Below are 24687 nucleotides of genomic sequence, written 5' to 3'. Positions count from 1 at the left end.
CGGCAGCGGCTACAGGGCCGCCATTTGCTCCAAATTTCTATTTTTTGCCACTCGGCAATGGCGGGGTTCGAGGCGGGATCAATCGCTTCGTCCCAGTCGACTCAAACGCCATCGCCAAGCGAAGCAGCGTCGAATCGTCATAGGCACGGCCGGCAAATGTCAGCCCGACGGGCATGCCGATATCCGGCATTACGCCCATCGGCACCGTTACCGTGGGTACACCCAGGTGCCGGATGGCGAGATTGCCGTTGGCGACCCATATGCCGTTACTCCACGCGATATCCGCAGACTTCGGATCGACATCGGCATTCGACGGCCCAACGTCGGCTACCGTCGGGAATATCACCGCATCGAGCCCCAGCCGATCCATCCAGTCCTCAAGATCGATTCGACGCGTCTGTTCAAGCCCCCGTAGCCCATCAGGAAGGGTGGCGATCTCGTCCCACGGTGTAATGCCGCGTTCGGCCATCCGCACGTATTCGTCCATGCCAGCGACAAGGTCCCCCTCCCGGTTTGGTAGAGTCCCGGGGTCGTGCGGGAAAATCAGCGGTCCGTCCACGTCGACCAGACGGTTCAATTCGGGATCGCCGTTGGCCCGAAGAAAATCATCGAACGCCCAGGCCGTCAGATCCCACAACTCATGATGAAGGAACTCTTTGGACACCAGGCCCCGATTGAACACCGTCGGCGCACCGGGACGATCACCCTCGCAATTGGAGACCAGCGGGAAATCGACCTCGATCACTTCGGCCCCAGCGGCTTCAAGTGCCTTGCGAGCCTCTTCCCAGAGCCCGATCACCGAGGGACGGGTGATGATTCGCTGCCCCGTCGGACCACCGATGCCAGGCGCATCGCTCGTGCCCGCATCGGGATCGGCGTTGATGTACATACGGGGAACGCCGAACCGCTTGCCCGCGAGCGCATCGGTAGTCGCGGCAAGCGACCCATAGGAGGCGGGACGAACCGAGGCGACACTCGGAATAGGCACCCAGGGTTGCAACCGCCACAGATCTCCCCGCGTGTCGGGATCATCCGCGACCACCACGTCGAGCACCTCGAGGAGGTCCGCCATCGTTCTGGCATACGGCACGACAACGTCCATTGTCGGCGTCAACGGCCAGTTCCCGCGCACCGAGATCACCCCGCGCGAAGGCGTATAGGCACACAGACCATTGTTCGATGCAGGACCCCGTCCGCTCGACCAGGTTTCTTCCGCGAGGCCGAATGCCGCGAAACTGGCTGCGGTTGCAGTGCCTGCGCCGTTCGATGAGCCCGATGCGAAGGGAGCGGTGAGATAGTCACCGTTGTACGGGCTCTGCGCACGGCCGTATACCCCGCGCTGCATGCCGCCGTTCGCCATGGGCGGCATATTGGTCTTGCCCAGGCAGATCGCTCCACCGGCGCGAAGCCGTTCGATCGTGAACGCATCGCGATAAGCAATCAGGTTCGCGAATGCGGGACTCCCAGAGGCTGCGGTGAGCCCCTTCACCAGATAACTGTCCTTGGCCGTATAAGGGATGCCATCGAGCGGACCCAGCGTCTGGCCCTTGGCCCGACGGGCATCGGACGCCTGCGCCTCCTCGAGCGCATCGGGGTTGCGAACCACAACCGCGTTGAGGGCGGTGGGCGTGTCGGGGCCGTCGTAGGCATCGACCCTGGCGAGATAGGCCTGGACAAGCTCAACCGCAGTTGTCTGGCCAGATTCGAGCGCAGCACGCAGTTCGGCTATGGAAACCTCGGTGATTTCGATCATGCTGTTACCGCCGGTTGCTGATAGGTGACGCGGTGAATGTTTCCATCACGCTGGATCCTGGGCTCAGGGACATCACTTATCTCAAAATGGGTTTTCATATCGGTTCTCGTTGCACTGCATTACGCGACAGGGTCTGGACTTACAACCTGAGCGTTCTATTTAACACCAAGCGGGGAACAGAGGAATCGGTGTATGTGTTATCCGATCTCGGTCCTTTAACGGCCGCAAGCAATTTACCGCCCTGTGCCTCGTTGTCATGGGGCGTTTTTTCAGGAGAATCCACATCCCGAAGGTCATTGCGCGGGAGCGACCACACGAAACTTGATGTTGATATCGTTGGAAATGATCCCGTAATCGGCCCATTCACCTTCACCGACCTTGAAGTCGGCGCGCTTGAGAATAAATTCGCCACTGAATACGCCGATGGCGCTTTGCGGCTTCAAGGTGACCTGCGCGCGGACGTTGCGGGTCAGACCCTTGAGTGAGAGCTTGCCGGCGACCTCGTAACGGTTGTCGGCGAGTACCTTCACGCTGCTCGATTCAAAGGTTGCCACCGGATAGACGGCAGTGTTGAACCAGGCGGGCTTTTGCAGTTCGCTGTTGGCCTCGCTATCCCCGGCGTCGATACTGTCGAGTTCGATGGTGAGCTCGGCAGAGGCCGCCGTGGGGTTGGCCGAGTCAAAATCGAGCTTTGCCTGGAACTTGCCGAATGTGCCATACACCCTCGCGCCCATCAGGGTGTAGGTGAAGGCAATCTGGCTGGCCGTCGGATTCACTCGCTTGTATTCGACGGCATGGGCCCAGGCCGAGGCGCCGAGGGTGAGGGCGGCGACCAACGCAGCAGGGCGCAGTAATCGACTACTCATGGGACTCTCCGGTCGCGGTTCAGCCCTTGGACTTGAGTGGCAGTATGCGCGTGAGTATGTCGTCGCGATCGATGAAGTGGTGCTTCAACGCCGCGACCGTGTGGACGATCACCAGGCCAAGCAAAACGTAGCTGAGCACCTCGTGCAACGCCGTCAGGCGTTCGCCCAGCGCCGTGTCCTTGGCCAGCAGATCGGGCAACGGCAGTACGCCGAACCATACGGTCTGGAACCCCTTGGCCGAACTCATCAGCCAGCCGCTCAGCGGAATGGCGAACATCAGCGCATACATCAGCCAATGCATGGCATGGGACACGAAACGCATCACGGCCGGCATCGTCGAAGGCAGGGCGGGTGCGCGATGGCTCAGGCGCCAGCCCAGGCGTATCAGCACCAGGAAGAACAGGGTCACGCCCGCCCACTTGTGCCAGGAGAACAGCTTCAGCTTGGTCGGCGAAAGGGGAAGGTCGGGCATGTAGAGGCCCAGCGCGAAGGTACCGACCAACCCGAGCGCCACCAGCCAGTGCAACCAGATCGCCGTACGGGTGTACCGAAGATTCATGAGTGCTCCTTCTGGTCCGGTGTGTCCGGGCGGTTGAGCGTTGCGACATTGTCGCATTCGGCTGGAATCAGTTACACCACTTCCAGGGGCTCGATCGGCCTTTGCTGGCGGCCGATGCGTGTTCCGCTGTTCAGCCCGTTCTATGGAGATTAGCGCTGGTCCAGAATCGCATGCCCGACACGGGTCTTGTAGGAGTGGGCTTGCCCGCGATGAGGCCCTCAAGCAAACGCCGCCAAAAGGTCCAACTCAAACGCCTGCTGCGCATCCCCCGGCACTTGCCCCCGGTGCCGGGCCAGATGAAACGGCACCTCGAAACTCGACTCCTCCTCACGCAACGCTCGCAACAAACCCCGCTCAACCCAGGGCCGGGCAAAGTGGCGGGGCAGGTAGCCGATATGCCGCCCCGACAGAATAAACGCCAGCGCGCCTTCGACCTGCTCGGTACGCGCCGAGCACACGCCCCCGCGAAACGGCTCGTCAGTCTTGAGGAAACGATACGGGTGCTCGATTCGATCAGCCTCGACCAGGGCCTGCTCGTCCACCTCCACAGCGCTGAACAACGGGTGACCGAGCCCGCAGTAAAGCTGCTGGGTCTCGCTGAACAACAGGCGGTAGTCAAACGCCCGCTGGGCACCTGAGAAATAGCCGATAGCCAGATCCAGGCGTTGCTCCAGCAGCAAGCGTTCCATGTCGGCCGGCATGGCGCTGATCAATTCGATACACACCGATTCGTCGCGCTGGCGAAAGCGCGTGATGGCCTGGGCCAGGCGCAGGGTCACCGACTGGTCCAGTGCTTCGGAAAAGCCGATGCGCAGTTCGCCCAGCAAGCGTCCGGCGACGCCATTGGCCTGATGGCGAAACGCTTCGATGGATTCGAACAGCACCCTTGTGGCCTTGAGCAGTTGCTCGCCCTTGGGCGTCAGCTTGAAACCGCCCTTGCCGCGACTGCACAAACGGTAGCCCAGGCGCGTCTCCAGCTTGGCCATCTGCTGGCTGATGCTCGGCTGGCTGAGCCCGAGTACCCCTTGCGCGGCGCTGAAGCCGCCGCTCTGGGCCACGCTGGCGAACAGCCGGAGCAGTTGCAGGTCCAGGTCATGCAGTTGTCCGAGCATCAAACATTGCTCCAGGTGAATGTCAGGATAATTGACTTGGTATTTTACCAATGTAACCCGGCGCGCATGCTGTGGGCACTCCCTGCATCGAGGTGCTCATCATGCGTTCATCACTCTTGCTTCTGTCCCTGGCCCTGGCGGTGCCGGCAATGGCCGAGGACAAGGTCGTCAATCTGTACAGCTGGGCCGACTACGTCGCGCCGCAAACCTTGCAGCGCTTCGAGCAGGAGACCGGCTACAAGGTGCGTTACGACACCTTCGACACCACCGAAGTACTGGAAACCCGTCTGCTCACCGGTGGCAGCGGCTACGACGTGGTGGTGCCGTCTTCCAGCGTGCTGGCCCGGGCCATGGCCGCCGGAGGCTTGCGCACGACCGGGGGGGCGGCGCTACAGGGTTACGCCAACCTCGACGCTGACCTGCTGAACAAGCTTGCCCAGGTCGACCCCGGCAACCAGTACGCAGTGCCCTATACTTGGGGCACCCTGGGGCTGGGAATCAATGTCCAGGCGGTGCAGCAACGCCTGCCAGGCGTTCCCCTGAACAGCCTCGACCTGCTGTTCAAGCCCGAATACGCCAGCAAACTGGCCGACTGCGGCATCGCCATCATTGATTCGCCCCAGGAAGTGATCGGCCTGGCCCTGCATTACCTGGGCAAGGATCCCTACAGCCGCGACAAGAATGACCTGACTGCCGCCGCCGCCTTGCTCCATGGATTGCAGCCTTCGGTGCAGTACGTGGCCAATGGCCGGCAGATCAGCGATCTGGCCAATGGCAGCGTGTGCCTGGCCTTGACCTACAACGGCGATGCGAGCATGGCCGCCGACCAGGCCAGGCGTGCCAACAAGCCCTTCGAAGTGGCTTACCGCATTCCCAGGGAAGGCACGCTGATCTGGCAGGACAACCTGGCCATCCCCAAGGATGCACCGCACCCGGAAGCGGCGAAGGCCTTCATCGAGTTCATGCTGCGCCCTGACTCAGTGGCGGCGTTGACCAACACCCTGTTTTTCGCCAATGCCAACCAGGCGGCGACGCCGCTGGTCGATGCCCAGGTGCGCAACGACCCGGACATCTACCCGCCCGCCGAGGTTCGCGCACGCCTGTATGCCGACCGCAGCATGGCCTTGGCCGACATGCGCCAGCGCACTCGCCTGTGGACCTCTTTCCGTAGCCGCCAATAAGGAATCCTTCCCATGGATCATGTAGCACAAAACGACCAGGCATTGACCCGCAGCAGCCTCTACGGCACGGCGGCGGAGAGCACCTATGCCGGCATCACCAGCTTTTCCCGTCGCCGTTACAGTCGCGACCTGCAGGGTGTCGACGTGGTGGTCAGCGGCGTGCCGTTCGACACCGCGACCAGCAACCGGCCGGGCGCGCGTTTCGGGCCACGCGGGATTCGCAATGCCTCGGTGCAATCGGCCTGGGAGCGCCACTGGCCGTGGGAGTTCGACCCGTTCGACCACCTGGCGGTGATTGACTATGGCGACTGCGCCTTCGATTACGGCACGCCGCAGGCGACACCCGAGGTTATCGAGGCGCATGCCGAGCATATTCTCTCGGCAGGCTGCGCGATGCTGACCCTGGGTGGCGACCACTTCATCACCTATCCGCTGCTCAAGGCCCATGCGCGCAAACATGGCCCGCTGTCGCTGATCCATTTCGATGCCCACAGCGATACCTGGGCCGATGACGACAACCAGCGTATCGACCACGGCACCATGTTCTACCATGCCGCCCAACAAGGGCTGGTCGACCCTTCGCGCTCCGTGCAGATCGGCCTGCGCACCACCAACGACGACGATCAGGGTTTCGCCATCCTCGACGCGCGCCAGGTCCATCAGCGGGGCTGCGCGGCCATTGTCGAATCGATTCGCCAGCGGGTCGGCAATAACCCGGTGTACCTGACTTTCGATATCGACTGCCTCGACCCCGCGTATGCGCCGGGTACCGGTACCCCGGTGTGCGGTGGCCTGACTACCGTGCAGGCGCTGGAGATCATCGGCGGGCTGCGCGGCATCAATCTGGTGGGCATGGACGTGGTCGAAGTGGCGCCGGCCTATGATCACGCCGACATCACCTCGTTGGCGGCAGCGACCCTGGCCATGGAGATGCTCTGCCTGTATGCGGCGCGCCATAAGCTTTAAGGAAGGCCGTCCGGTTACAAAAAGAATCACCTCTGCGCGATACCGGGGTTTCCCATCGAACCCGGGCAGCCTTAGGCTATCCAATGCCTATTGGAAACCGCGCATGAGGTGATTGTCGTGAAGCGCTCTGTGCAAGGCCTGGCCGCGCTGCTGCTGGGTGCATTGCTGCTCGATCCGCTGCCGGCCGTGCAGGCGTCCCCCCGGGGTTCGCCGCAACTGCTGGCCGCGGGCTCGACCAATCCCTATAACAGCCCGATCCGCCGCATCAATCCCAACAGCCGCCAGGGCAGCGTGCCCAGCACGCCGCCCGTGCGCGGGCCCTCGACGATGCCCAATCCACGCCCCCCAACCCTCGAAAACCGCGGCATCGGCAACGGTGAAAACCTGCGCCGTGAGCAACAGGCCCCGCTGCCGGGTACCCCACGACCCGAGCGCCCGCTCGAGAGAGCACCCTGAGGAGCTTTTCATGCCATCCAACCGCCTGTTGACAGCCTGCTGTGCGCTTGCGCTGTGCTACCTGCCACTGACCGCCGGGGCTGCACCTGAACGCACCTACCCGAGCGAGCTGGGTGAGATCCGCGTCGAAACCATTGCCCAGGGTTTGAATCACCCCTGGGCCCTGGCCTTTCTGCCGGACGCCAAGGGTATGCTGGTCACCGAACGGCAGGGCAACCTGCGTGTGGTCAGCAGCGATGGCAAGGTCGGTGCACCCATCAGCGGAACGCCCGAGGTCTTTGCCAGGGGGCAGGGCGGTTTGCTCGATGTGGCGCTGTCACCTGATTTCAAACGGGACCGGCTGGTTTACCTGTCCTATGCCGAAGGCGGTGGCAAGGGCGATACCGCGGGCACGGCGGTCGGGCGCGGGCGCTTGTCGGCCGACCTGACCCAGTTGCAAGACTTCAGGGTGATATTCCGCCAGGAACCCAAACTCTCCAGTGGCCTCCACTTCGGTTCGCGCCTGGTGTTCGACCGCGACGGTCACCTGTTCATTGCCCTGGGCGAAAACAACCAGCGTGCCACGTCCCAGGACCTGGACAAGCTGCAAGGCAAGGTGGTGCGCCTTTATCCTGACGGCAAGGTGCCCGATGACAACCCCTTTGTCGGCCAGGCCGGGGTACGTCCGGAAATCTGGTCCTACGGCCACCGCAACCAGCAGGGTGCTGCCCTCAACCCCTGGACCGGCCAGCTCTGGACCGACGAACACGGTCCGCGCGGCGGCGACGAGGTGAATATCGTCCAGCGCGGCAAGAACTACGGATGGCCGCTGGCAACCCACGGCATCAACTATTCGGGTGCGCCGATCCCGGAAGCCAGGGGCAAGTCCGTCGAGGGGGCGCTCGGCCCGCACCATGTCTGGGAAAAGTCGCCGGCTATCAGCGGCATGGCGTTCTACGACAATGGGCGTTTCAAGGCATGGCAGCACAACCTGTTCATCGGTGCGCTGGTCTCCCAGCAATTGATTCGCCTGCAATTGGAGGGGGACAAGGTCATTCACGAAGAACGCCTGCTGGGCGAGTTGAAGTCGCGCATCCGTGATGTGCGCCAGGGCCCCGACGGGTATTTGTATGTGCTGACCGATGAGGACGATGGGGCCTTGCTCAAGGTGGGCCTGGAGCAGTCCGACTCGGGTCAGGAAACGCAGCTCACTGCGAATTGATTGGCCTCGAACCGAGCATCCGGCTTCTGCAATCGACGACTTCAAAGGATAATGGTCGTTTTTACTCACTTTCCCCAACCGTCGATTGATTCGAGGACACCCGCGCGTAATGTCCAGTTCTGCCTTCGAGTCACCGCTGGCCGCCTATCGGTTCGCCATCGAGCAGCGTGGGTTCGCCGCCGACGATGCCCAACGGCACGCCGTGCATGCCCTGCAGCAGTGCTTTGAGGCGCTGCAACAATCCGGGCGCGTCAATGGTGTGTACCTCTGGGGGCCGGTGGGGCGCGGCAAGACCTGGCTGATGGACCAGTTTCATCAATGCTTGCAGCTACCGGCCCGGCGCCAGCATTTCCATCACTTCATGAGCTGGGTGTACCAGCGCCTGTTCCAGCTCACTGGCACCAGCGACCCCTTGCAGGCACTGGCGCGGCAGTTGAGCGAGGAAATCCGCGTCTTGTGTTTCGACGAGTTCTTCGTCAGCGACATTGGTGATGCGATCATTCTCGGGCGCCTGCTGGAGGTCATGTTCGAGGCCGGCGTGGTGGTGGTAGCAACCTCCAATCAGCCGCCGCACCAGCTTTACAGCGACGGGTTCAATCGCCAGCGCTTTGTCCCGGCGATTGCCGCGATCGAGCGTTGCATGCAGGTGGTGAGCGTGGCGGGCGAACAGGATCATCGACTGCATCCGGGGGCGCGGGAACAGCGTTACTGGGTCAATAGCAATGATCAGCCCAGTGCGTTGCCAAACGTGTTCCGGCGCTTGAGCGGCGATGCCCCCTCGCATTGCGATTCGCTGGCAGTAGGCCATCGTCGCCTCAATGTGGTGCAGGTCAGCGACAAGGTGCTGTGGTGCCGCTATGCCGATCTGTACGAGGCCCCGTTGGCGGCAATGGAGTTCATGGCCTTGTGCGATCGCTTCACGGTCATCCTGCTTGGCGAGGTCCCGGACCTCAGTGCCCGGCAGCGAGCGGCGAAGATTGCCCGGGGCACCGAAGATGGCGTGGAGCGGGTGGAGGCCGGGGACCGTGAGTTGCCCCAGCTCTCGGTACACGACGACAGTGTGCGGCGCTTCATCGCCCTGGTCGACGAGTGCTATGACCGCAAGGTGCCGCTTTACCTCGAAGCGCAAATTCCGCTCGAAGCACTCTACACTCAAGGGTATCTGTCGTTCCCGTTCCGGCGTACGTTGAGCCGGTTGCGGGAAATGCAACTGCAACGGTTTTGCTGAGGACACCGCCGTGGCCAATCAACTGTCGCATCACTTGCTGAGCATGGCCTACAACAATGCCTGGGCCAATCATCGTTTGTACAAGGCTTGCCTGCAGCTGAGCCAGGATGAGTTCGTCGAGCCCAGGTGCAGTTTCTTTCCCTCGATCAAGCTCACGCTCAATCATATTCTGATCGTGGACTGGCTGTACCTGCAGGCGCTGGAGTGTGAGCAGGCGGGCGAGGCCCCGGAGCTTTTTGTCGAGCCTGAGGAACAATTCGATGACTGCGAGCAACTGCAACGCGAGCAGGCCCAGGCCGACCATCGCCTGATCGCCTACTGCTCGCATCTGCACGACGAAAACCTGAACCGCTACGTCAGCATCGTGCGCCCGGACCGGGTGCAACGCGAACAGCGCCTGCGCCTGGTCGCGCACCTGTTCGAGCACCAGACCCACCACCGTGGCCATGTGCATGCGATGTTGTGCGAAACCGGGGTCAAGACGCCGCAGCTCGATGAGTTCTTCTGTGAATCGGATGCCGAGTTGCGCGCCCGGGACTTCGCCGAACTGGGCTGGACCGAGGCGCAGATCTGGAACCGCTAGGCCGCTGACCAGCCCAGGGTCAGCCATGCCAGCACGCCATAGCGGGCGCCCTTGGCCACGCCGACGATCAGGACGAAGCGCCAGAAGGGTTCGCGCATGACGCCGGCGATCAAGGTCAGCGGGTCGCCGATGATCGGCACCCAGCTCAGCAGCAGGGACCATTGGCCATAGCGTTGGTAATGGCGTTGGGCCCGTTCCAACTGCCGTGGGCTCATCGGGAACCAGCGCCGGTTGCGCAGGTGCTCGATGGAGCGGCCCAGCAGCCAGTTGACGATCGAGCCCAGCAGATTGCCAGCAGTGGCGATCAGCAGCAGCCAAGCTACCGCTGACGGGGTTTTGAGCAGCAGCCCGACCAGAACGGCCTCAGATTGCAGGGGCAGCAGTGTCGCTGCCCCGAACGCTGCCAGGAACAGGCTCCCATAACCCAGCATCAAGGCCGGTCAAGACTCATTTGCCCGGGTACTCGGCCACCACTTCATCGGCACCGGCCCGGGTAAGGCCGATGACCTGATAGGCATCCTGGCGGCCCTCGACTTCCATGCCCGGCGACCCCTTCGGCATGCCCGGCACGGCCAGCCCGCGCAAGTCGTCACGCTTGAGCAACGCCTTGACCTGGTCGGCCGGCACATGGCCTTCGACGAACTTGCCGTCGATCACCCCGGTGTGGCACGAAGCCAGTCGCGGCTCTACGCCGAGGCGTTGCTTGACTGCGCTCATGTTCGGCTCCTCATGGTCCTGGACGGTGAAGCCGTTCTCTTTCAGGTGGCTGATCCAGGCCTTGCAGCAACCACAGTTGGGGTCGCGGTAGACATCGATGTTCAACGCTTCGGCTGCCTGGGCCAGAGAGCTGGTCGCCAACAGCGCCAGCAATGCGATGCGCCGTAGCGGGCGAGTGTGCAACATGTTGGATCTCCTGTGTGAGCAACCTCGCAGATTACCAGCGGAGGCTGTCAGAAAGCTGAGGGAAGTATTACAAAATTTTAAGCCTACTTGCCCACTTCGCGTCGCCGCGGAGCGTCTGGCCGTGAAACCTTAAATGCTGGCAGTTGTCCTACCTACGCCGTACTGAACGGTCTGGAGGACTCATGTTGATAAAAAAGAAAATCCTTGTAGCGCTGACTGCCTGCACCCTGGCATTTACAGCCATTTCGATACTTCCAGGTGAAGTATCTTTCATCGCCTCCGCTCAGGCTAAAGATGGCGGTGGCGGTGGCGGTGGCGGTGGTGGTGGTGGTGGTGGTGGTGGTGGTGGTGGTGGTGGCCATGGCGGCGGAGGTGGCCATGGTGGCGGTCATGGCGGTGGCCACGGCGGCGGGGCGGGTCATGGTGGTGGTCATTCCGGCGGCTTGGGTGGCAAGGGTCAAGGCAAGGGCCTGAGCGAAGGGCATGCTGCAAAAGCCACTCGGGATCATGGGCTCAGTGGCAATCATTACGGCAGCACACGCAACAATGACAAGGGCCATGGTACGACAACCTCAGGAATTGCCCATTCCAAGGACACCCGCGGGTTGACCAAGGCGACGGCGATCGCCGGTAGCACGCCGGGCACGCACAACTCGAAAGGCCTGAGAAACGCCGTCGAATCGTCCTCCAAAAACGATCACTGATGCAGGGCGCGAGTGCTTGAGCGATCCTCAGGCACTCGAAACCCCAGCCCAATGCCAATCAGCACCTACTGTGTCGTTGGTGCTGCATCCTCTTCCTGCTGGCGCTGGATTTCCTTGTATTTCATGTCCAGGTATTCGCTGCGCTCGAGCTCTTGCAGCTGCCGTGGATAGCGCTCGATACCGGCATACCAGTCACTCAGGCGTTTTTCCAGCTGCTCCGACGCAGGTTTTGACAACGCGCCGAGGTAGGCTTCGAGCGCCAGGTAATAGCGCATCGAATTGCGCTCCACCACCCCGCGCATGCCTCTGATATAGACAGGCTGGCCATCGGCCGCCTGGCCAACGATGCTGAAACCCACCTTGTTGCGGCCGGTCGTCGCCAGATAGCTCTGCATGGCCATGCGGGCGGCCATACCGTAGTCATACGAATATGACAAATGCAGGAAGCTGCGCTGCGAGTCGAGGCCCAGCACTTCGAGTTCGATGCGGTAATCACTCGTTCCTATGGGGCCCTGCGGGGCGCTCAGCATGACTCGCAGGTAATCGGGTGTGGTTGCGACGATTTGATACAAGAAGTCGAATCGGTAGGTTTCGCTCAGCGACTGTTCCGACTTGCGTCCGATATCGACGCTCAAGGTGTCCTCGGCTTTAGAAGACGCGCGACAGTTCTTTACGTTCAGATGCAGGATCAGGATATCGCACCATTGGCCAATGCCCTGCAGCGCCGAGCTGACAACGGCATAGGGTTGCTCGGTCAGCGCATAGATGTCGCCGGTCAGATTATTTTCCGCTTCACGCGACTCCAGGTAGAGCGGGCGTTGAAACGGACTGTTGGCCAACTGTTCTTGCAGCGCCATATAACGTGTGTTGAGTGTTTGGGCATCTTGCCCATACCCCAGGGGCATATAAGCCAGAATCGAGAGCAAGAGCCATCCAAGCCAAGTGGAACAGCTCTTGCGTCCAGCCAAGGGTGCTTGTTGCGTCACAGCCACTCCTCAGAGGCGCTCGAACCGGCCTCTTACTTCAGGGGACTTCCCGAGCGTGGTTTCGTTCGATTGCCTGCCTCAAAACCACAGCCGAACCCCGGCTACAAAACGCGCCTCGTCGGGCTCTTCCCCGTCATCACGCACCAGATCGGCGGTATTGCCGTAGCTGCGACGCCGAAGGACCTTCCGGCATCACCCCGACATGCGTTAGCCTTCACCCCCATCACCAAACGGGGGCCAAGTACTGTCCATGGAAAAAGTCATCGTCATCACCGGCGCCAGCCGCGGCATCGGCGCCGCCACCGCGCTGCTTGCGGCCCGCGAGGGCTACCGCATCTGCATCAACTACCAGACCGACGAACAGGCGGCGCACCGGGTGCTCGAGCAGGTGCGCGAATTGGGTGCAGAAGCCATCACCGTGCGCGCCGATGTCAGCATCGAAGATGAAGTGACCCATCTGTTCAACCGTGTCGATGCCGAGCTCGGTCGGGTGACGGCGCTGGTCAACAATGCAGGCACTGTGGGGCAGAAATCCCGGGTCGAGGAAATGTCCGAGTTCCGTCTGCTGAAAATCATGAAGACCAACGTGGTGGGGCCGATCCTGTGCGCCAAGCATGCGGTCCAGCGCATGTCCACGCTGCATGGCGGGCAGGGCGGCAGTATCGTCAACGTGTCATCGGTGGCGGCGCGGCTCGGTTCGCCGAGCGAGTACGTCGACTACGCTGCCTCCAAGGGCGCGCTGGACACCTTCACCGTTGGGCTTTCCAGGGAAGTGGCGGGCGAGGGCATCCGCGTCAATGCGGTAAGGCCGGGGTACATCCATACCGATTTCCACGCCCTGAGCGGCGACCCGGACCGGGTCAGCAAGCTCGAGTCGACAATCCCCATGGGGCGGGGCGGGCAGGCAAGCGAGGTGGCCGAGGCGATTATCTGGCTGCTGTCGGACAAGGCCTCGTATTCGACCGGGACCTTCGTTGACCTGGGTGGTGGCCGCTAACGCGGCCAATCGCGGCCTCCTCGTTCCCACGCGCGTGGGAACGAGTAACCGCCTGCCGCCAAGCCCGTATCGCTGATTTTGCAGCGACCTTGAGAGAGTATCGTTGCCCCCGGCAAGTCTTGAGGGCCTCGTCGCGGGCCTGCCTGCGATATCCGCTAAAACGACCGCACAATCCTGCCCAACGTCTCCATCGCCTTCTCCGACTGCTCCGTCCACGGGCTGCCGTAATTCAACCGTATGCAATTACGAAACCGCTGGGTCGGCGAAAAGATCGGCCCCGGCGCAATGCTGATGCCTTGCGCCAACGCCATCTGAAACAACTTCAACGAATCCATCTGCTCGGGCAGTTCCAGCCACAGGAAATAACCGCCGGCCGGTTGGCTGACCCGGGTTTGCGCGGGGAAATACCGGGCGATGGCGGCGAGCATGGCGCTTTGCTGTTCTTCCAGGGCATAACGCAGTTTGCGCAGGTGGCGGTCGTAGCCGCCGTGCTGCAGGTAATCGGCAATCGCTGCCTGGGCCGGCATCGAGGCGCAGAGCGAGGTCATCAGCTTCAGCCGTTCGATCTTCTGCGCGAAGCGACCGGCGGCCACCCAGCCGATGCGATAGCCCGGCGCCAGGCTCTTGGCGAAGGAACCGCAATGCATCACCAGCCCTTCGGTATCGAATGCCTTGGCCGGTTTTGGCGCTTGCTGGGCGTAGTAGAGCTCGGCATACACATCGTCTTCGATCAACGGCACCTGATGCTGGCGCAGCAGTTCCACCAGCTGCTGTTTCTTGGCCTCGGGCATGCTTGCACCGACCGGGTTCTGGAAATTGGTCATGCACCAGACGGCCTTGATCGGATGCCGCTCCAGGGTTTGCGCCAGCACCGTCAGATCGATGCCTTCGCGCGGGTGTACCGGGATCTCCACCGCCTTGAGCTTCAGCCGCTCCAATACCTGCAGGCAGGCATAGAAGGCCGGCGCCTCGATCGCGACCAGGTCGCCCGGTTCGGTCACGGCCTGAAGGCACAGGTTCAGCGCCTCAAGTGCACCGTTGGTGATCAGCAGCTCCTCCATGGGCAGCATCAGGCCGCCGACCATGTAGCGCAGGGCGATCTGCCGACGCAGTTGCGGGTTGCCCGGTGACAGGTCGGTGACCACCATGCGCGGGTCCATTTCCCGGCTGGCGCTGGCCATCGAACGGGCCAGGCGCGGTAGCGGGAACAGGCTCGGGCTGGGGAAGGCCGAGCCAAAGGGCACGGTTTGCGGGTCTTTCATCGAGTCGAGAATCGAAAACACCAACTCGCTGACGTCCACCTCGGTGGACTCATTGTCCTGGTGGCTGATCTGCGGTTCGCTGAACTGCGTCGGCGTGTGGGTGTTGACGAAGTACCCCGAGCGCGGCCGGGCCCGGATCAGCCCGCGACGCTCCAGCAGGTAGTAGGCCTGGAACACCGTCGAGGGGCTGACCCCGTGGGTCTGGCTGGCATAACGCACCGACGGCACTCGCTGGCCGGGGCCCAGCACTCCGGAGCGGATCAGTTCGGCAATGTCGTCGGCGAATTTCTCGTAGCGTTTCATCATGGCTCGGTGCTGTCTGACTGCCTCGGAGTGTATGTGATCAGCGGTTCAATGGCGCGACAAAGCGACTGTGCGCCACGCTGACGACGTGCGGATCATCGCTGTCGACGACTTCAAAGCCGATGGCCTGCGAGCTGCTCTGCGGGCGGTCGGCCAACATCGCCACCGACACCGGGAAGTCGCTGATTTCGCCGGGGGCCAGGCTGAAGGCGGTCTTGCCATCCAGCTCGAAACCCTCGGCATCGACCAGGCGCAGGCGGTAGTCCTGGCGCTGCTGGGTCTTGTTGATGACTTTCAGGCTGTAGATGTTCTCGATCTGGCCCTGGCTGTTCTCACGGAACAGGCCACGGTCCTTGCTGACGTCCAACGAGACCATCGAGCGTTGGTCGAGGGCGACCACCAGCGCGCCGATCATCACCAGCAGCACCGTTGCGTAACCCAGCAAACGCGGGCGCAGCAGTTTGGTCTTGCCACCCTGCAGGGTGCGTTCGGAGGTGTAGCCAACCAGGCCGCGAGCGTAGCCCATCTTGTCCATGATCGAATCGCAGGCGTCGATGCAGGCCGCGCAACCGATGCACTCCATCTGCAGGCCGTCGCGGATGTCGATGCCGGTCGGGCAGACCTGGACGCACATCTGGCAGTCGATGCAGTCGCCCAGGCCCTGGCTTGCCGGGTCCACGTCACGCTTGCGCGGGCCGCGGTTCTCGCCGCGGGTGTAGTCGTAGGTGACGGTCAGGGTGTCTTTGTCGAACATCACGCTCTGGAAGCGCGCATACGGGCACATGTGCATGCACACCGCCTCGCGCAACCAGCCGGCGTTGATATAGGTCGCGCCGGTGAAGAACAGCACCCAGAACAGGCTGACGCCGCTCAATTCCAGGCTAAGCAGTTCACTGGCCAGTGGCCGGATAGGCGTGAAGTAGCCAACGAAGGTCAACCCGGTCAACAGGCTGATGGCCAGCCACAAGGTGTGCTTGGCCGAGCGCCGCATCAGTTTGTTCAACCCCCAGGGCGCCGCGTCGAGCTTGATGCGCTGGTTGCGCTCGCCTTCGGTGACCTTCTCGCACCACATGAAGATCCAGGTCCAGCTGCTTTGCGGGCAGGTGTAGCCACACCAGACGCGCCCGGCGAACACGGTAATGGCGAACAGGCCGAAGGCGCAGATGATCAACAGTGCCGACAGCAGGATGAAATCCTGTGGCCAGAAGGTTGCGCCAAAGATGTGGAACTTGCTTTCGGCCAGGTCCCAGAGCACGGCCTGGCGACCGCCCCAGTTCAACCAGACGGTGCCGAAAAACAGGACAAACAGCAGCCCTGCGCCGCCCAGGCGCAGGTTGCGGAACAAGCCGGTGAAACTGCGGGTGTGGATGTATCTGTCGCTGGTGGCGGGCTTCTTTTTGAATGCGGAAGGCTCGGCTACTTCAACGATCTGGACGGGAATTCGTTCGCTCATGGTTCGTCGCTCATCAGCCTCGATCAGGCTGGAGCACTATGGCGTCCCATCTGTTTGCATAACAGGCTCAGGTATCTGAATAAAAACCGTATCAGATGCCTCTGAAAACCGCGCGAGCCCTTAAATCACGGAGCCTGGGACCGAGGCCTTCAAATGCTTGCGACCATCCACCGCACCCGCCACGGTGAGCGTGTCGGCTTCATCCTCGGTGATCGGCACTTTTTTACCGTTCACCTCCACCACTGACATGCGCAAGGCCTCATCGGTGGTGACGGTGAGGTCGGCGGCTGCAACGTCGAAACGTTGATCGTCGACTGTGAAAGTGCAGCGTCGTGTTTCTTGATTGGTATGAACATACATGACCTTATCCTCGGTTTCAGGGCGCTCTCAAGTTGTGACCACAGCGACTTGCGAGTGTCTGCAAGCTCTGATCAACGGTCATCGACGCACTTGCGCGCGCCGCTGCGGTCCACTGATCACCCCCCTTCACAGAGGCTGCGCCATGGATGCCTGGTGGCATGAAGTCTGGTTAACGCTGGCGGCGGAATTTGCCGACATCACCGACGCCAAGCAACTCACCCGCGTCTCCGTACGCCTGTTGATGGCCGCGCTGCTTGGCGCGGTGCTGGGTTTCGAACGCGAACGCAAGGGCAAGGCCGCCGGGGTGCGCACCCATATGCTGTTGGCGCTGGGCGCGGCGTTGTTCGTGCTGGTGCCGCAGATGGCCGGTGCCGGCGAAGCGGCCTTGAGTCGGGTGGTGCAGGGCATCGTCGCCGGGATCGGCTTTCTCGGTGCGGGCACCATCCTCAAGGGCAAGGACCTGGACGAAGAACACGTCAAGGGTCTGACCACGGCCGCCGGCCTCTGGATGACCGCCGCCATCGGCGTCACCGCCGGCCTGGGCCGGGAGGCGACGGCGCTGTTCAGCACGGTGCTGGCGTTGATCATCCTGGGGGTGATGCCGTGGGTGGTGGACAGATTCGAGCGTCATGATGAACAGCGTGAGGAGGCTGCATTGATAAATGCTTTATCTAAATTATTGGCTTCATAAAAATCCATATATTCATCGCTTGAGTTGAATCTGGTGAATTTTTGCTGCGCGATCATATAGAAAGTATCTGTGTTATGCCCAATTTCCTCGACGTTATGTGACGAAACAATTACAGATGCGCCATCATTTTTTGCCTTCTGTATACAGAGCCAAATATAATGGCGGAATTCTGGGTCCACGCCTGCGGTCGGTTCGTCTAATATTATCAAGTCGGAAGGCAGGGCAAGTAATGAAAGCGTGAAAAAGCTTCTTATTTCACCATAGCTACAAGCTGAAGGTTTTTTATTCCAGATGTTCGAGTATCGCTCTAATGCATCTGGGCTCCATTTCTTTAGTGCTTTAAAGATGTTTTCTTTTTGAATTGGTGCGGAGATTGAGAGGTTTGAAATAAGTCGGAATATCTCGGACATTCTAAGTGTTGCAGGTGTGGATAAGGTCTGCGATAGATAAAGTGGATGAGTTGAGGTGTTAGTAATGTGGCCCGTATCAGGATGTTTAAGGCCGCAAATAATATCAAAAAAGGTGGTTTTGCCCGAGCCATTTGGCCCAAGCATGCCCGTGATTGAGTTTTTTAAAATTGTAAGCGATACGTCTTTGAAGATTGCTTTATTTTTGTATGCTGCGTTCATGTCGTGTACAGAAATTATGCTCATTAGTATCGACTCCATACGGGGTTCGTGCGAAAAAATTTTAATGATACTGGTAATGAGATCGTGCTAAGCAAAAATACTCCGTAGTACAGCGTTGAGCTGTTTGTGAATGAGTTCCGTATTATAAGGTTGGCAATGTTTAAAGGGTTGTATTCATTTATGAACCTTAAGGCGGGGCTGTTCCCGTATTCGCTGAATATTCCTAGTGCTAACATGATGAAAGAAGAGATGGATAATAAAGTATTTGCCGTTTGGAATTTTAAGGGGGTGAGTGTGAATAGTAAGCCGATCGAAGAGAACAGTAAGAAGCAAGTGTAGAATTTTAAGAGCGTCTCGGTATATTCGTTAGCGTTGTAGGGGCCGAATGCTGGGCGGCTGAGTAAGTAAAAAATAGTGCAGTAGGTTGCTGCTATAATCGAGTAGCTGAGGAAGTGGGCGCTGATGAATAATAGTTTTGCTTGTTTTGTGTATATGAATGATCGAATGAAGCCGCTTTCTCGCCTCCCTATTATATAGAAAGTGAATCCGAACAAGGAGATGTTTGAGCAGATGTATGCGTAGAACCAGGATGTGGTTTCCGTGTAACTTTGAGTGAAGTAGTCTTTGTCTTGTCGCGAAAAGGCGAAGAAGAAAAAAATGATACAGGGGGATAGAAGTGTCCAGAATAACGAAATAGGCTCTTTCACTTGTTCTTTTATGAAAAGTATGGAGAGGTTTAGCGTTCTGGCAACATAATGGTGCGGACGAGTGGAGGTGTTCATGGGAAGGGCACCATAGTTGTGAGTCTGTTTGGTATGAATGACTCACTGAATGCTTTGGAGTATCGATTGCTCAAATTGATATTGCTTGAATTGTTCATGTGCATAAAAAGGTTGGGGGAGGTGAATTTGCAAAAGTAAAAAAACTGACCCATTATTTTTAGAGGTCTTAGATATAGGTATCCATTCAGTTCTTTGTTGCGTATTTCGTTTATAAGGGTTGAAGCGTTGAATTCGTGTTTTTCTGGAGGAGGAGAATGGAGTGATTCGTTGGTTGCTATAATGTTTTTATAGGTTTTAAATTCGTTGCATTTGAGGAAGTGGATAAGATAAGGGTCGTCTATATCTTTTAGAGTGCTTGAGGTTTCACGGAATCGATCAATAAATCGATATGTTTGCCAAAGCTCAAGCAGAGCTTTTTCTAAAGCGGATTGCGGTGAATTATTGTACGACATTCCGGCGCAATACTGGACATTCCTCATTTGGTCGCTGCAACCGTACACCAAAAGCAAACAAGTTCCAGGAAAGTTTTCATCGGTGATATCGATGATCGTTACTTCTCCCGCACAGCAGAGAGCTTTAAAAAGATGACGTTCAGTGGAATGGGATAGCCAGTCAGAACCTATAGAGTTATCAATGATTCTTGAACAATTCCCGGTTATCCAGAAGCGTGTTAAGAACTGTCGCTCCAGGGATTCCTTTATTGCGCCGAAAATCGCTTGCTCTGCAGATGAGTGGAAACTGCAACCACATGTGTCTCTTGCAGGGTAAATGCTATTGTCCATAGTATTTTCAAAAAAACTGAGAGAAAGGCAAACTGTAGGTATCAGGCAAGTGGAGAAATCCTTTGTCCGAACCACTGTGCTCATATTGAATGCGTGCGTTACGAGTGAGTTTTCAGAGAGAGCCTCAGTGGAGGTTTGAGTAAATGCTGCAATGAAGTCATTGCTTTCTTCTTTGCATAGCGCGTCGCTTAGGGTTGATGAAGAATCTGCTGTGACCTCCATATAGAAGTGCCGCCGCTCAAAGAACTCACCGAGGGCAGTTGTTTGGGCAGTCGTGCCATCACCAATCCCAGAGCCATGGATGCTCCAGTAATTTCCTATTTCTATACTATTAGGTAGTCCGGTCATCGCTGAAGGTTGATAGGATAATGATCCTGGGTAAAACGCGGATGTCTCGATATTGAATAAGTTCATACTGCTCTTCCTATCAGTTGAACACAAAGAGGTAGGAATAACGCCGGATTGAGTGAGAGGGATTTACATAACATGTGGTCAGTGTATCCTGACCATATCCGATTGTTTAATTTAAGGGATTTACATTGAAGGTCAGCAAGCATGTATAGAGAGCCGGCTTCCATAAGTGCAAGTCTGTAACCACGGTAACGGTATTTGAATAGTGTTTTTGGTATGTATGCGACATATATAATTGCCAGGCTCGGGCTGCCAATGTTACTGCCCTTGGGGATGATGGCTTTGTGTAACTGTTTGATGTCTTGAGTTTGTTGTATGATTTCGAAGGTAAGTGAGCAAGGAAGTAAATGAAGTACCCGCTCCGAGCAAGGCCAAGATTTATCGGGCTCGGACAGATGGCAGCAAAAAATCTCTATAGGGTAAAGTGCTCCTCCACTTGGATATCCTCTTTTATAGCTGCTACTGGGTCGGCGAAGAAATGGTTTAATTAGACGCTTGATCGTGTCAAAGTCAATGGGTGATGAATCGAACATTGCACTGGACTCATTCCTGCACAATGGACTCTCGTTGTCGAGGGGCAAGAGCTTGAGGCTCTCTAAAGTAGCATTCATGTCTGGATATAGACGTAATTCATTTCCAGTTAACTCGTTCAGAGTGTTGTCTGGGATGTTGTGTAGCGCGCAGAGATGTCGAGTAGCGTCGTGAAGTGTGAAATTTGCTTTAGTGTGAAAGTGTAGTGTTTCATAGAGAACTTGGGAGTTTGTGTATTTTAAATAATAATCATGCGGAATCGTTGGCATGGTTAATCCTCAGGCATTCACACATAGACCAATGGGGCGAGACCTCTTCAGTGATAACGCCTGTGCTCAGATTGATTGATGATGATGCAATAGCATTGTCCTGGAATTTTTTATGAGACTGATGGCGGGTATAAAGCTTTATACGTTCAGTGATAAGTCCCAGTGTTAATGCTCAGGGTGTTCGTGCGTAGTGATGCGCACTATTTTTTTCAGGAAGTCAACTGTGTGTTGGTAGTTTAGTTCGTGTTTTTGAAATATTTGAGCAAGGGTATGTTCTTCAAATGGTTGGCTTTGAATTTCTTTAATTTCGGTTAGAGCGCTTAATAAGTTTGGTGAGTTTATTTTTGTAATACCTTTTTCCGATGCGATAAGTTTATCGGTTGCGAAATTAAGAATTTCATAGTTTTGAATGCTGATCTGCATATGATTTCCATAAGCATGCTCTCTTCAATGTGAGCTTCGAAAAGAGCATGTCCTTTTTAGTTGTTATGATTTTTGTTCTTTCATTATGGCGTTACCACCACTGCCACCTGAGCCTCCGCTTCCTCCACTGCAGCCACCCCCACCGCCACACCCGCCGCTGCCGCCACAACCGCCAGCTCCTCCCGAACCCCCGAAAAAATCTAGGTCCATGGAAAATCCGGTTGAGCCTTCCAGATCGAGTAGCATTTCACCGAGATCATTTTGTTCCATTTTCACTCTCCTGTTGATGTTGCTATCCCCTCTTTTATTCAAGAGGTGTTGATTTTTTAGTGGTTGTTTTTGATTGAGTCAACTTTGACGAATTTTTAATGTGTTTTATGAGTCGGTTGTTTGGTAGGAATTGTCTGGGGGAGGTCTTAAGTGTCGTTAGAAGACTTTGTTAGGAGATTTCTTATATTTAAGTAAGAAGTGTCTCGAAATCGCTCTGACGAAATGGGCTGGGGGCTTTTCGTAAGTAGGGGAGGGTTTTTATGCTTGTATTTTCTTATTTGTAAGTGGCGTTTTTCATGAATGCCGTTTGTGTGGATAAACAGAAAAAATATGGTTGGAGGGCAGTTTGGCGACGAGCGGTTGCTTTTTTAGGATGTTAACGCTTGTTAAAAAGTGGATGGCATTGAAAATTCTTAGCGAAATGGCAGCCGATGTGATCGTTTCATTCGCCGCATCCTTCAGCGGTGCTTGATTGACCGCTGCCATGCGCATGCGCAATGCCGATCTTTCTATGATTCTGGATCCTGCGATCGCTGCGCGATCCAGCGCAGCCTGGCGGCAGCGGCTACATGCAATCGAGTCCATATCGTTGGCGATAACAGCGACGTTTGAAAAAAAACCGTGACTAATCAGTCATATTCTTCACAAATCGCAACTATGCTGTGCTATTGCTTGTTCAACCCAGCACAGGCGGATCGTCGCTGGGCGGGTCGCCGACGGTCGGGTCGTCGATATTCGGATCGGGCGTTTCAGCCGGGATTGGAATGTTCATGGGCCTGACCTCCGAGTGGGGTATGAAGGCTTTCGAAACGTTGGACCGACAGGCAGGGCGATTGATTCGATTTTCCTCGGGGCAGGGCGGTGGTCATTTCATCTGAACTTTTCAACGTGCCATCGGCTCGGAACTTAAGCGGGGTTTGCCAGGGTATCTGGCGCGTGAACGCTGCGTAATCCATGCACAGGAGCGTCCATGGGGCGTGAGGAGCGAGGCTCGATGACGGTCGATGAACCTTTTGAAGCAGTCCAGGCAGCACAAGGCAGCAATGACGCCGAACAGCCCTTGTCGCTGTCCAGGGCCTTGCTGTTGCCACGTATCGTGATTGAAAACACGACACCGGTAATTGAAGGCGGGCTGTATGCCGCCAAGGCGATCACCGGCCAGATGGTGACGGTGACCAGCAAAGTCTTTGCCGACGGCCACGACAAGCTGGCGGTGGTGCTGCGCTGGCGCCCGGTGCGCAGCGACAGTTGGCGCAGCGTGCCGATGGTCGATCGCGGCAACGACAGCTGGGAGGCCCAGTTCAGTGTGCCGGAGGTTGGCCGTTTTCTGTTTTCTATCGAGGCCTGGATCGATCAGTTCGCCAGTTTTCGTTACGACCTGGAAAAAAAATACTCGGCCGGTGTCCCCGTCAGCCTGGAGCTCGAGGAAGGCCGCATTATGTTGCTGCAAAACGCCGAACGCAGCGAGGGCGCCCTGCAGCGGCAATTGCAGCGGCTGCATGATGACTTGCAGGCCATGCCGGTGGACGACCAGGTCGGTACCTTGCTCAATGCCGAAGCCGCCGAGCTGATGGCCATGGCCGACCATCGCGCTTACCTGAGCCGCAGCCATGAGTTCCCGCTGGAGGTCGAGCGCGAACGGGCGCAGTTCGCCAGCTGGTACGAGTTGTTCCCGCGTTCGATCACCGATGACCCCGAGCGTCATGGCACTTTCAATGACGTGCACCGTCGCCTGCCGATGATCCGCGACATGGGTTTCGACGTGCTTTACTTTCCGCCCATTCACCCGATCGGTCGCAGCTTCCGCAAAGGGCCGAACAATGCCCTGCAGGCCGGGCCGGACGACCCGGGCAGCCCTTACGCCATTGGCAGTGACGAGGGCGGGCATGAGGCGATTCACCCGCTACTGGGCAGCCGCGAAGACTTTCGCCGGCTGGTCGCCGCCGCCGCCGATCATGGCCTGGAAATCGCCCTGGACTTCGCCATCCAGTGCTCCCAGGACCACCCCTGGATCAAGGAGCATCCGGGCTGGTTCTCCTGGCGGCCGGACGGCACCATCCGCTACGCGGAAAACCCACCGAAGAAGTACCAGGACATTGTCAGCGCCGACTTCTACGCCGCCGAGGCAATACCGAGCCTGTGGCTGGCCCTGCGCGACATTATCCTGAACTGGGTCGAGGAGGGCGTGAAGATCTATCGGGTCGACAACCCGCACACCAAGCCGCTGCCGTTCTGGCAATGGTTGATCGAGGACGTGCGCAGCCAGCACCCCGAGGTGATGTTCCTCGCCGAAGCCTTTACCAAACCTGCGATGATGGCGCGCCTGGGCAAGGTCGGCTATTCCCAGAGCTACACCTATTTCACCTGGCGCAACACCAAGGCCGAGCTGCAAAGCTATTTCAGCGAACTGAACCAGCCGCCCTGGTCGTATTGCTACCGGCCGAATTTCTTCGTCAATACCCCGGACATCAACCCGTTCTATCTACATGACTCCGGTCGTGCCGGCTTTTTGATCCGCGCCGCGCTGGCGACCATGGGCTCGGGGCTCTGGGGCATGTATTCGGGGTTCGAGTTGTGCGAGTCGGCGCCGGTGCCAGGCAAGGAGGAATACCTGAACTCGGAGAAGTACGAGATTCGTCCGCGCGACTTCACCGCCCCCGGCAACATCATTGTCGAGATCGCCCAGCTCAACCGCATCCGCCGGCAGAACCCGGCCCTGCAAACCCACCTGGGCATCGAGTTCTACAACGTGTGGAACGATAACATCCTCTACTTCGGCAAACGCACCGCCGACCGCGGTAACTTCATTCTGGTGGCCATCAGCCTGGATCCGCACAACGCCCAGGAAGCGCATTTCGAACTGCCTCTTTGGGAATTGGGCCTGGACGACGATGCCCAAACCCGAGGTGAAGACCTGATGACCGGGCATCACTGGACCTGGAAAGGCAAGACTCAATGGATGCGCATCGAACCCTGGCAGCTGCCGTTCGGAATCTGGCGCATAGAGAAAGCCCTCTAGAAGGAAT

26 protein-coding genes and 1 pseudogene are annotated in these 24687 nt (G+C 58.2%); 11 read left to right on the top strand and 16 right to left on the bottom strand.

The features are described 5' to 3' along the window. Positions 1-37: 37 nt before the first annotated feature. From NVV94_RS16865 to NVV94_RS16850, 4 genes are all read right to left on the bottom strand, one after another. Positions 38-1753: an amidase gene (locus NVV94_RS16865; protein WP_258443526.1), complete on the bottom strand. Its 1716-nt coding sequence runs from the start codon at positions 1751-1753 to the stop codon at positions 38-40. A 293-nt stretch (positions 1754-2046) separates the two neighbouring features. Then, on the bottom strand, positions 2047-2619 hold the full coding sequence (locus NVV94_RS16860; protein ID WP_258443525.1) for a YceI family protein: 573 nt from the start codon (positions 2617-2619) through the stop codon (positions 2047-2049). A gap of 19 nt (positions 2620-2638) precedes the next feature. Next, positions 2639-3178: a cytochrome b gene (locus tag NVV94_RS16855; protein WP_258443524.1), complete on the bottom strand. Its 540-nt coding sequence runs from the start codon at positions 3176-3178 to the stop codon at positions 2639-2641. A gap of 218 nt (positions 3179-3396) precedes the next feature. Next, positions 3397-4290 (bottom strand): LysR family transcriptional regulator, encoded by an 894-nt coding sequence (locus tag NVV94_RS16850; RefSeq protein ID WP_258443523.1) that lies wholly within the window; start codon positions 4288-4290, stop codon positions 3397-3399. A 101-nt stretch (positions 4291-4391) separates the two neighbouring features. Between NVV94_RS16850 and NVV94_RS16845 the strand changes: the two genes are divergently transcribed. The 6 genes from NVV94_RS16845 to NVV94_RS16820 all read left to right on the top strand — a co-directional run bounded on the left by NVV94_RS16845 (position 4392) and on the right by NVV94_RS16820 (position 9905). Further along, positions 4392-5471, top strand: coding sequence for an extracellular solute-binding protein (locus NVV94_RS16845; protein WP_258443522.1), 1080 nt, complete (start codon positions 4392-4394; stop codon positions 5469-5471). Positions 5472-5483: 12 nt separating this feature from the next. Continuing rightward, on the top strand, positions 5484-6437 hold the full coding sequence (gene speB / locus NVV94_RS16840) for an agmatinase (RefSeq protein ID WP_258443521.1): 954 nt from the start codon (positions 5484-5486) through the stop codon (positions 6435-6437). A gap of 117 nt (positions 6438-6554) precedes the next feature. Beyond that, entirely contained in the window at positions 6555-6893 is a 339-nt protein-coding gene (locus NVV94_RS16835; RefSeq protein WP_408733416.1) for a hypothetical protein, read from the top strand. Positions 6894-6903: 10 nt separating this feature from the next. Beyond that, on the top strand, positions 6904-8094 hold the full coding sequence (locus NVV94_RS16830) for a PQQ-dependent sugar dehydrogenase (RefSeq protein WP_258443520.1): 1191 nt from the start codon (positions 6904-6906) through the stop codon (positions 8092-8094). A gap of 109 nt (positions 8095-8203) precedes the next feature. Beyond that, the gene (gene zapE, locus NVV94_RS16825; protein ID WP_258443519.1) at positions 8204-9322 is read left to right on the top strand and encodes a cell division protein ZapE; all 1119 of its coding nucleotides are present in this window, start codon (positions 8204-8206) and stop codon (positions 9320-9322) included. A gap of 43 nt (positions 9323-9365) precedes the next feature. Next, on the top strand, positions 9366-9905 hold the full coding sequence (locus tag NVV94_RS16820) for a DinB family protein (RefSeq protein ID WP_258447731.1): 540 nt from the start codon (positions 9366-9368) through the stop codon (positions 9903-9905). Here the strand turns inward: NVV94_RS16820 and NVV94_RS16815 are convergent. Both NVV94_RS16815 and NVV94_RS16810 read right to left on the bottom strand, forming a co-directional pair. After that, a complete protein-coding gene (locus NVV94_RS16815; protein WP_258443518.1) occupies positions 9902-10336 on the bottom strand; it encodes a YqaA family protein in 435 nt (144 codons plus the stop codon). The two genes, NVV94_RS16820 and NVV94_RS16815, sit on opposite strands and share 4 nt — an antisense overlap. Before the next feature lie 16 nt (positions 10337-10352). Continuing rightward, positions 10353-10808 (bottom strand): DUF411 domain-containing protein, encoded by a 456-nt coding sequence (locus NVV94_RS16810; protein WP_258443517.1) that lies wholly within the window; start codon positions 10806-10808, stop codon positions 10353-10355. A gap of 258 nt (positions 10809-11066) precedes the next feature. On the opposite strand from NVV94_RS16810, the gene NVV94_RS26970 reads away from it, so the two are divergent. After that, the gene (locus NVV94_RS26970) at positions 11067-11282 is read left to right on the top strand and encodes a hypothetical protein (protein ID WP_408733415.1); all 216 of its coding nucleotides are present in this window, start codon (positions 11067-11069) and stop codon (positions 11280-11282) included. A 295-nt stretch (positions 11283-11577) separates the two neighbouring features. Here the strand turns inward: NVV94_RS26970 and NVV94_RS16800 are convergent, their stop codons facing one another. Next, a complete protein-coding gene (locus tag NVV94_RS16800) occupies positions 11578-12438 on the bottom strand; it encodes a hypothetical protein (RefSeq protein WP_258443515.1) in 861 nt (286 codons plus the stop codon). A 138-nt stretch (positions 12439-12576) separates the two neighbouring features. Then, positions 12577-12669 (bottom strand): annotated as a pseudogene (locus NVV94_RS16795) (copper resistance protein B); the annotation flags it as partial. 79 nt (positions 12670-12748) lie between these two features. Between NVV94_RS16795 and NVV94_RS16790 the strand changes: the two are divergent. Then, positions 12749-13495 (top strand): SDR family oxidoreductase, encoded by a 747-nt coding sequence (locus tag NVV94_RS16790; RefSeq protein ID WP_258443514.1) that lies wholly within the window; start codon positions 12749-12751, stop codon positions 13493-13495. 155 nt (positions 13496-13650) lie between these two features. On the opposite strand, the gene mapR is transcribed toward NVV94_RS16790, so the two are convergent. From mapR to NVV94_RS16775, 3 genes are all read right to left on the bottom strand, one after another. Then, complete coding sequence (gene mapR / locus NVV94_RS16785; protein WP_258447729.1) at positions 13651-15060, bottom strand: GntR family transcriptional regulator MpaR; 1410 nt, start codon at positions 15058-15060, stop codon at positions 13651-13653. Between the two features lie 40 nt (positions 15061-15100). Then, positions 15101-16513, bottom strand: coding sequence for a cytochrome c oxidase accessory protein CcoG (gene ccoG / locus NVV94_RS16780; protein WP_258443513.1), 1413 nt, complete (start codon positions 16511-16513; stop codon positions 15101-15103). A gap of 120 nt (positions 16514-16633) precedes the next feature. Next, positions 16634-16873, bottom strand: a complete 240-nt coding sequence (locus NVV94_RS16775) for a DUF3203 family protein (protein WP_258443511.1) — start codon at positions 16871-16873, stop codon at positions 16634-16636. Positions 16874-17015: 142 nt separating this feature from the next. Here NVV94_RS16775 and NVV94_RS16770 point away from each other — a divergent pair, with 142 nt between their 5' ends. Continuing rightward, entirely contained in the window at positions 17016-17564 is a 549-nt protein-coding gene (locus tag NVV94_RS16770) for an MgtC/SapB family protein (RefSeq protein WP_258443510.1), read from the top strand. Here NVV94_RS16770 and NVV94_RS16765 read toward each other — a convergent pair. Next, positions 17501-18217 carry an ATP-binding cassette domain-containing protein gene (locus NVV94_RS16765; RefSeq protein WP_258443509.1) on the bottom strand — a complete coding sequence of 239 codons (717 nt, stop codon included), beginning with the start codon at positions 18215-18217 and terminating at the stop codon, positions 17501-17503. The two genes, NVV94_RS16770 and NVV94_RS16765, sit on opposite strands and share 64 nt — an antisense overlap. Positions 18218-18319: 102 nt before the next feature. Here NVV94_RS16765 and NVV94_RS16760 point away from each other — a divergent pair, with 102 nt between their 5' ends. Next, complete coding sequence (locus NVV94_RS16760) at positions 18320-18532, top strand: hypothetical protein (RefSeq protein ID WP_258443508.1); 213 nt, start codon at positions 18320-18322, stop codon at positions 18530-18532. A 439-nt stretch (positions 18533-18971) separates the two neighbouring features. Here NVV94_RS16760 and NVV94_RS16755 read toward each other — a convergent pair whose 3' ends face one another. The 4 genes from NVV94_RS16755 to NVV94_RS16740 all read right to left on the bottom strand — a co-directional run bounded on the left by NVV94_RS16755 (position 18972) and on the right by NVV94_RS16740 (position 22246). Then, positions 18972-20171 carry a YcaO-like family protein gene (locus NVV94_RS16755; RefSeq protein ID WP_258443507.1) on the bottom strand — a complete coding sequence of 400 codons (1200 nt, stop codon included), beginning with the start codon at positions 20169-20171 and terminating at the stop codon, positions 18972-18974. 962 nt (positions 20172-21133) lie between these two features. Continuing rightward, positions 21134-21391, bottom strand: a complete 258-nt coding sequence (locus NVV94_RS16750; RefSeq protein WP_258443505.1) for a hypothetical protein — start codon at positions 21389-21391, stop codon at positions 21134-21136. 63 nt (positions 21392-21454) lie between these two features. Further along, a complete protein-coding gene (locus NVV94_RS16745; protein ID WP_258443504.1) occupies positions 21455-21661 on the bottom strand; it encodes a hypothetical protein in 207 nt (68 codons plus the stop codon). Between the two features lie 294 nt (positions 21662-21955). Beyond that, complete coding sequence (locus NVV94_RS16740) at positions 21956-22246, bottom strand: hypothetical protein (RefSeq protein ID WP_258443502.1); 291 nt, start codon at positions 22244-22246, stop codon at positions 21956-21958. Positions 22247-22655: 409 nt separating this feature from the next. Between NVV94_RS16740 and NVV94_RS16735 the strand changes: the two genes are divergently transcribed. Next, on the top strand, positions 22656-24680 hold the full coding sequence (locus NVV94_RS16735; RefSeq protein ID WP_258447728.1) for an alpha-1,4-glucan--maltose-1-phosphate maltosyltransferase: 2025 nt from the start codon (positions 22656-22658) through the stop codon (positions 24678-24680). Positions 24681-24687: the final 7 nt, after the last annotated feature.

This window comes from Pseudomonas sp. LS1212 (assembly GCF_024741815.1).
Classification (GTDB): domain Bacteria; phylum Pseudomonadota; class Gammaproteobacteria; order Pseudomonadales; family Pseudomonadaceae; genus Aquipseudomonas.
The sequence above is the reverse complement of the archived record's forward strand: the minus strand, read 5'-3'. Positions and strand labels throughout refer to the sequence as shown.

Excerpts from the sequence above, each read along its gene's own strand:
- NVV94_RS16755 (WP_258443507.1), bottom strand. The coding sequence starts at position 20,171 with ATGAACTTATTCAATATCGAGACATCCGCGTTTTACCCAGGATCATTA.
- ccoG (WP_258443513.1), bottom strand. The coding sequence starts at position 16,513 with ATGAGCGAACGAATTCCCGTCCAGATCGTTGAAGTAGCCGAGCCTTCC.
- NVV94_RS16810 (WP_258443517.1), bottom strand. The coding sequence starts at position 10,808 with ATGTTGCACACTCGCCCGCTACGGCGCATCGCATTGCTGGCGCTGTTG.
- NVV94_RS16775 (WP_258443511.1), bottom strand. The coding sequence starts at position 16,873 with ATGTATGTTCATACCAATCAAGAAACACGACGCTGCACTTTCACAGTC.
- NVV94_RS16855 (WP_258443524.1), bottom strand. The coding sequence starts at position 3,178 with ATGAATCTTCGGTACACCCGTACGGCGATCTGGTTGCACTGGCTGGTG.
- NVV94_RS16790 (WP_258443514.1), top strand. The coding sequence starts at position 12,749 with ATGGAAAAAGTCATCGTCATCACCGGCGCCAGCCGCGGCATCGGCGCC.
- NVV94_RS16740 (WP_258443502.1), bottom strand. The coding sequence starts at position 22,246 with ATGGACTCGATTGCATGTAGCCGCTGCCGCCAGGCTGCGCTGGATCGC.
- NVV94_RS16845 (WP_258443522.1), top strand. The coding sequence starts at position 4,392 with ATGCGTTCATCACTCTTGCTTCTGTCCCTGGCCCTGGCGGTGCCGGCA.
- zapE (WP_258443519.1), top strand. The coding sequence starts at position 8,204 with ATGTCCAGTTCTGCCTTCGAGTCACCGCTGGCCGCCTATCGGTTCGCC.
- NVV94_RS16745 (WP_258443504.1), bottom strand. The coding sequence starts at position 21,661 with ATGGAACAAAATGATCTCGGTGAAATGCTACTCGATCTGGAAGGCTCA.
- NVV94_RS16865 (WP_258443526.1), bottom strand. The coding sequence starts at position 1,753 with ATGATCGAAATCACCGAGGTTTCCATAGCCGAACTGCGTGCTGCGCTC.
- NVV94_RS16750 (WP_258443505.1), bottom strand. The coding sequence starts at position 21,391 with ATGCAGATCAGCATTCAAAACTATGAAATTCTTAATTTCGCAACCGAT.
- NVV94_RS16765 (WP_258443509.1), bottom strand. The coding sequence starts at position 18,217 with ATGAGCATAATTTCTGTACACGACATGAACGCAGCATACAAAAATAAA.
- NVV94_RS16735 (WP_258447728.1), top strand. The coding sequence starts at position 22,656 with ATGACGGTCGATGAACCTTTTGAAGCAGTCCAGGCAGCACAAGGCAGC.
- NVV94_RS16850 (WP_258443523.1), bottom strand. The coding sequence starts at position 4,290 with ATGCTCGGACAACTGCATGACCTGGACCTGCAACTGCTCCGGCTGTTC.
- NVV94_RS16830 (WP_258443520.1), top strand. The coding sequence starts at position 6,904 with ATGCCATCCAACCGCCTGTTGACAGCCTGCTGTGCGCTTGCGCTGTGC.
- NVV94_RS16815 (WP_258443518.1), bottom strand. The coding sequence starts at position 10,336 with ATGCTGGGTTATGGGAGCCTGTTCCTGGCAGCGTTCGGGGCAGCGACA.
- NVV94_RS16860 (WP_258443525.1), bottom strand. The coding sequence starts at position 2,619 with ATGAGTAGTCGATTACTGCGCCCTGCTGCGTTGGTCGCCGCCCTCACC.
- NVV94_RS16820 (WP_258447731.1), top strand. The coding sequence starts at position 9,366 with ATGGCCTACAACAATGCCTGGGCCAATCATCGTTTGTACAAGGCTTGC.
- speB (WP_258443521.1), top strand. The coding sequence starts at position 5,484 with ATGGATCATGTAGCACAAAACGACCAGGCATTGACCCGCAGCAGCCTC.
- mapR (WP_258447729.1), bottom strand. The coding sequence starts at position 15,060 with ATGAAACGCTACGAGAAATTCGCCGACGACATTGCCGAACTGATCCGC.
- NVV94_RS16770 (WP_258443510.1), top strand. The coding sequence starts at position 17,016 with ATGGATGCCTGGTGGCATGAAGTCTGGTTAACGCTGGCGGCGGAATTT.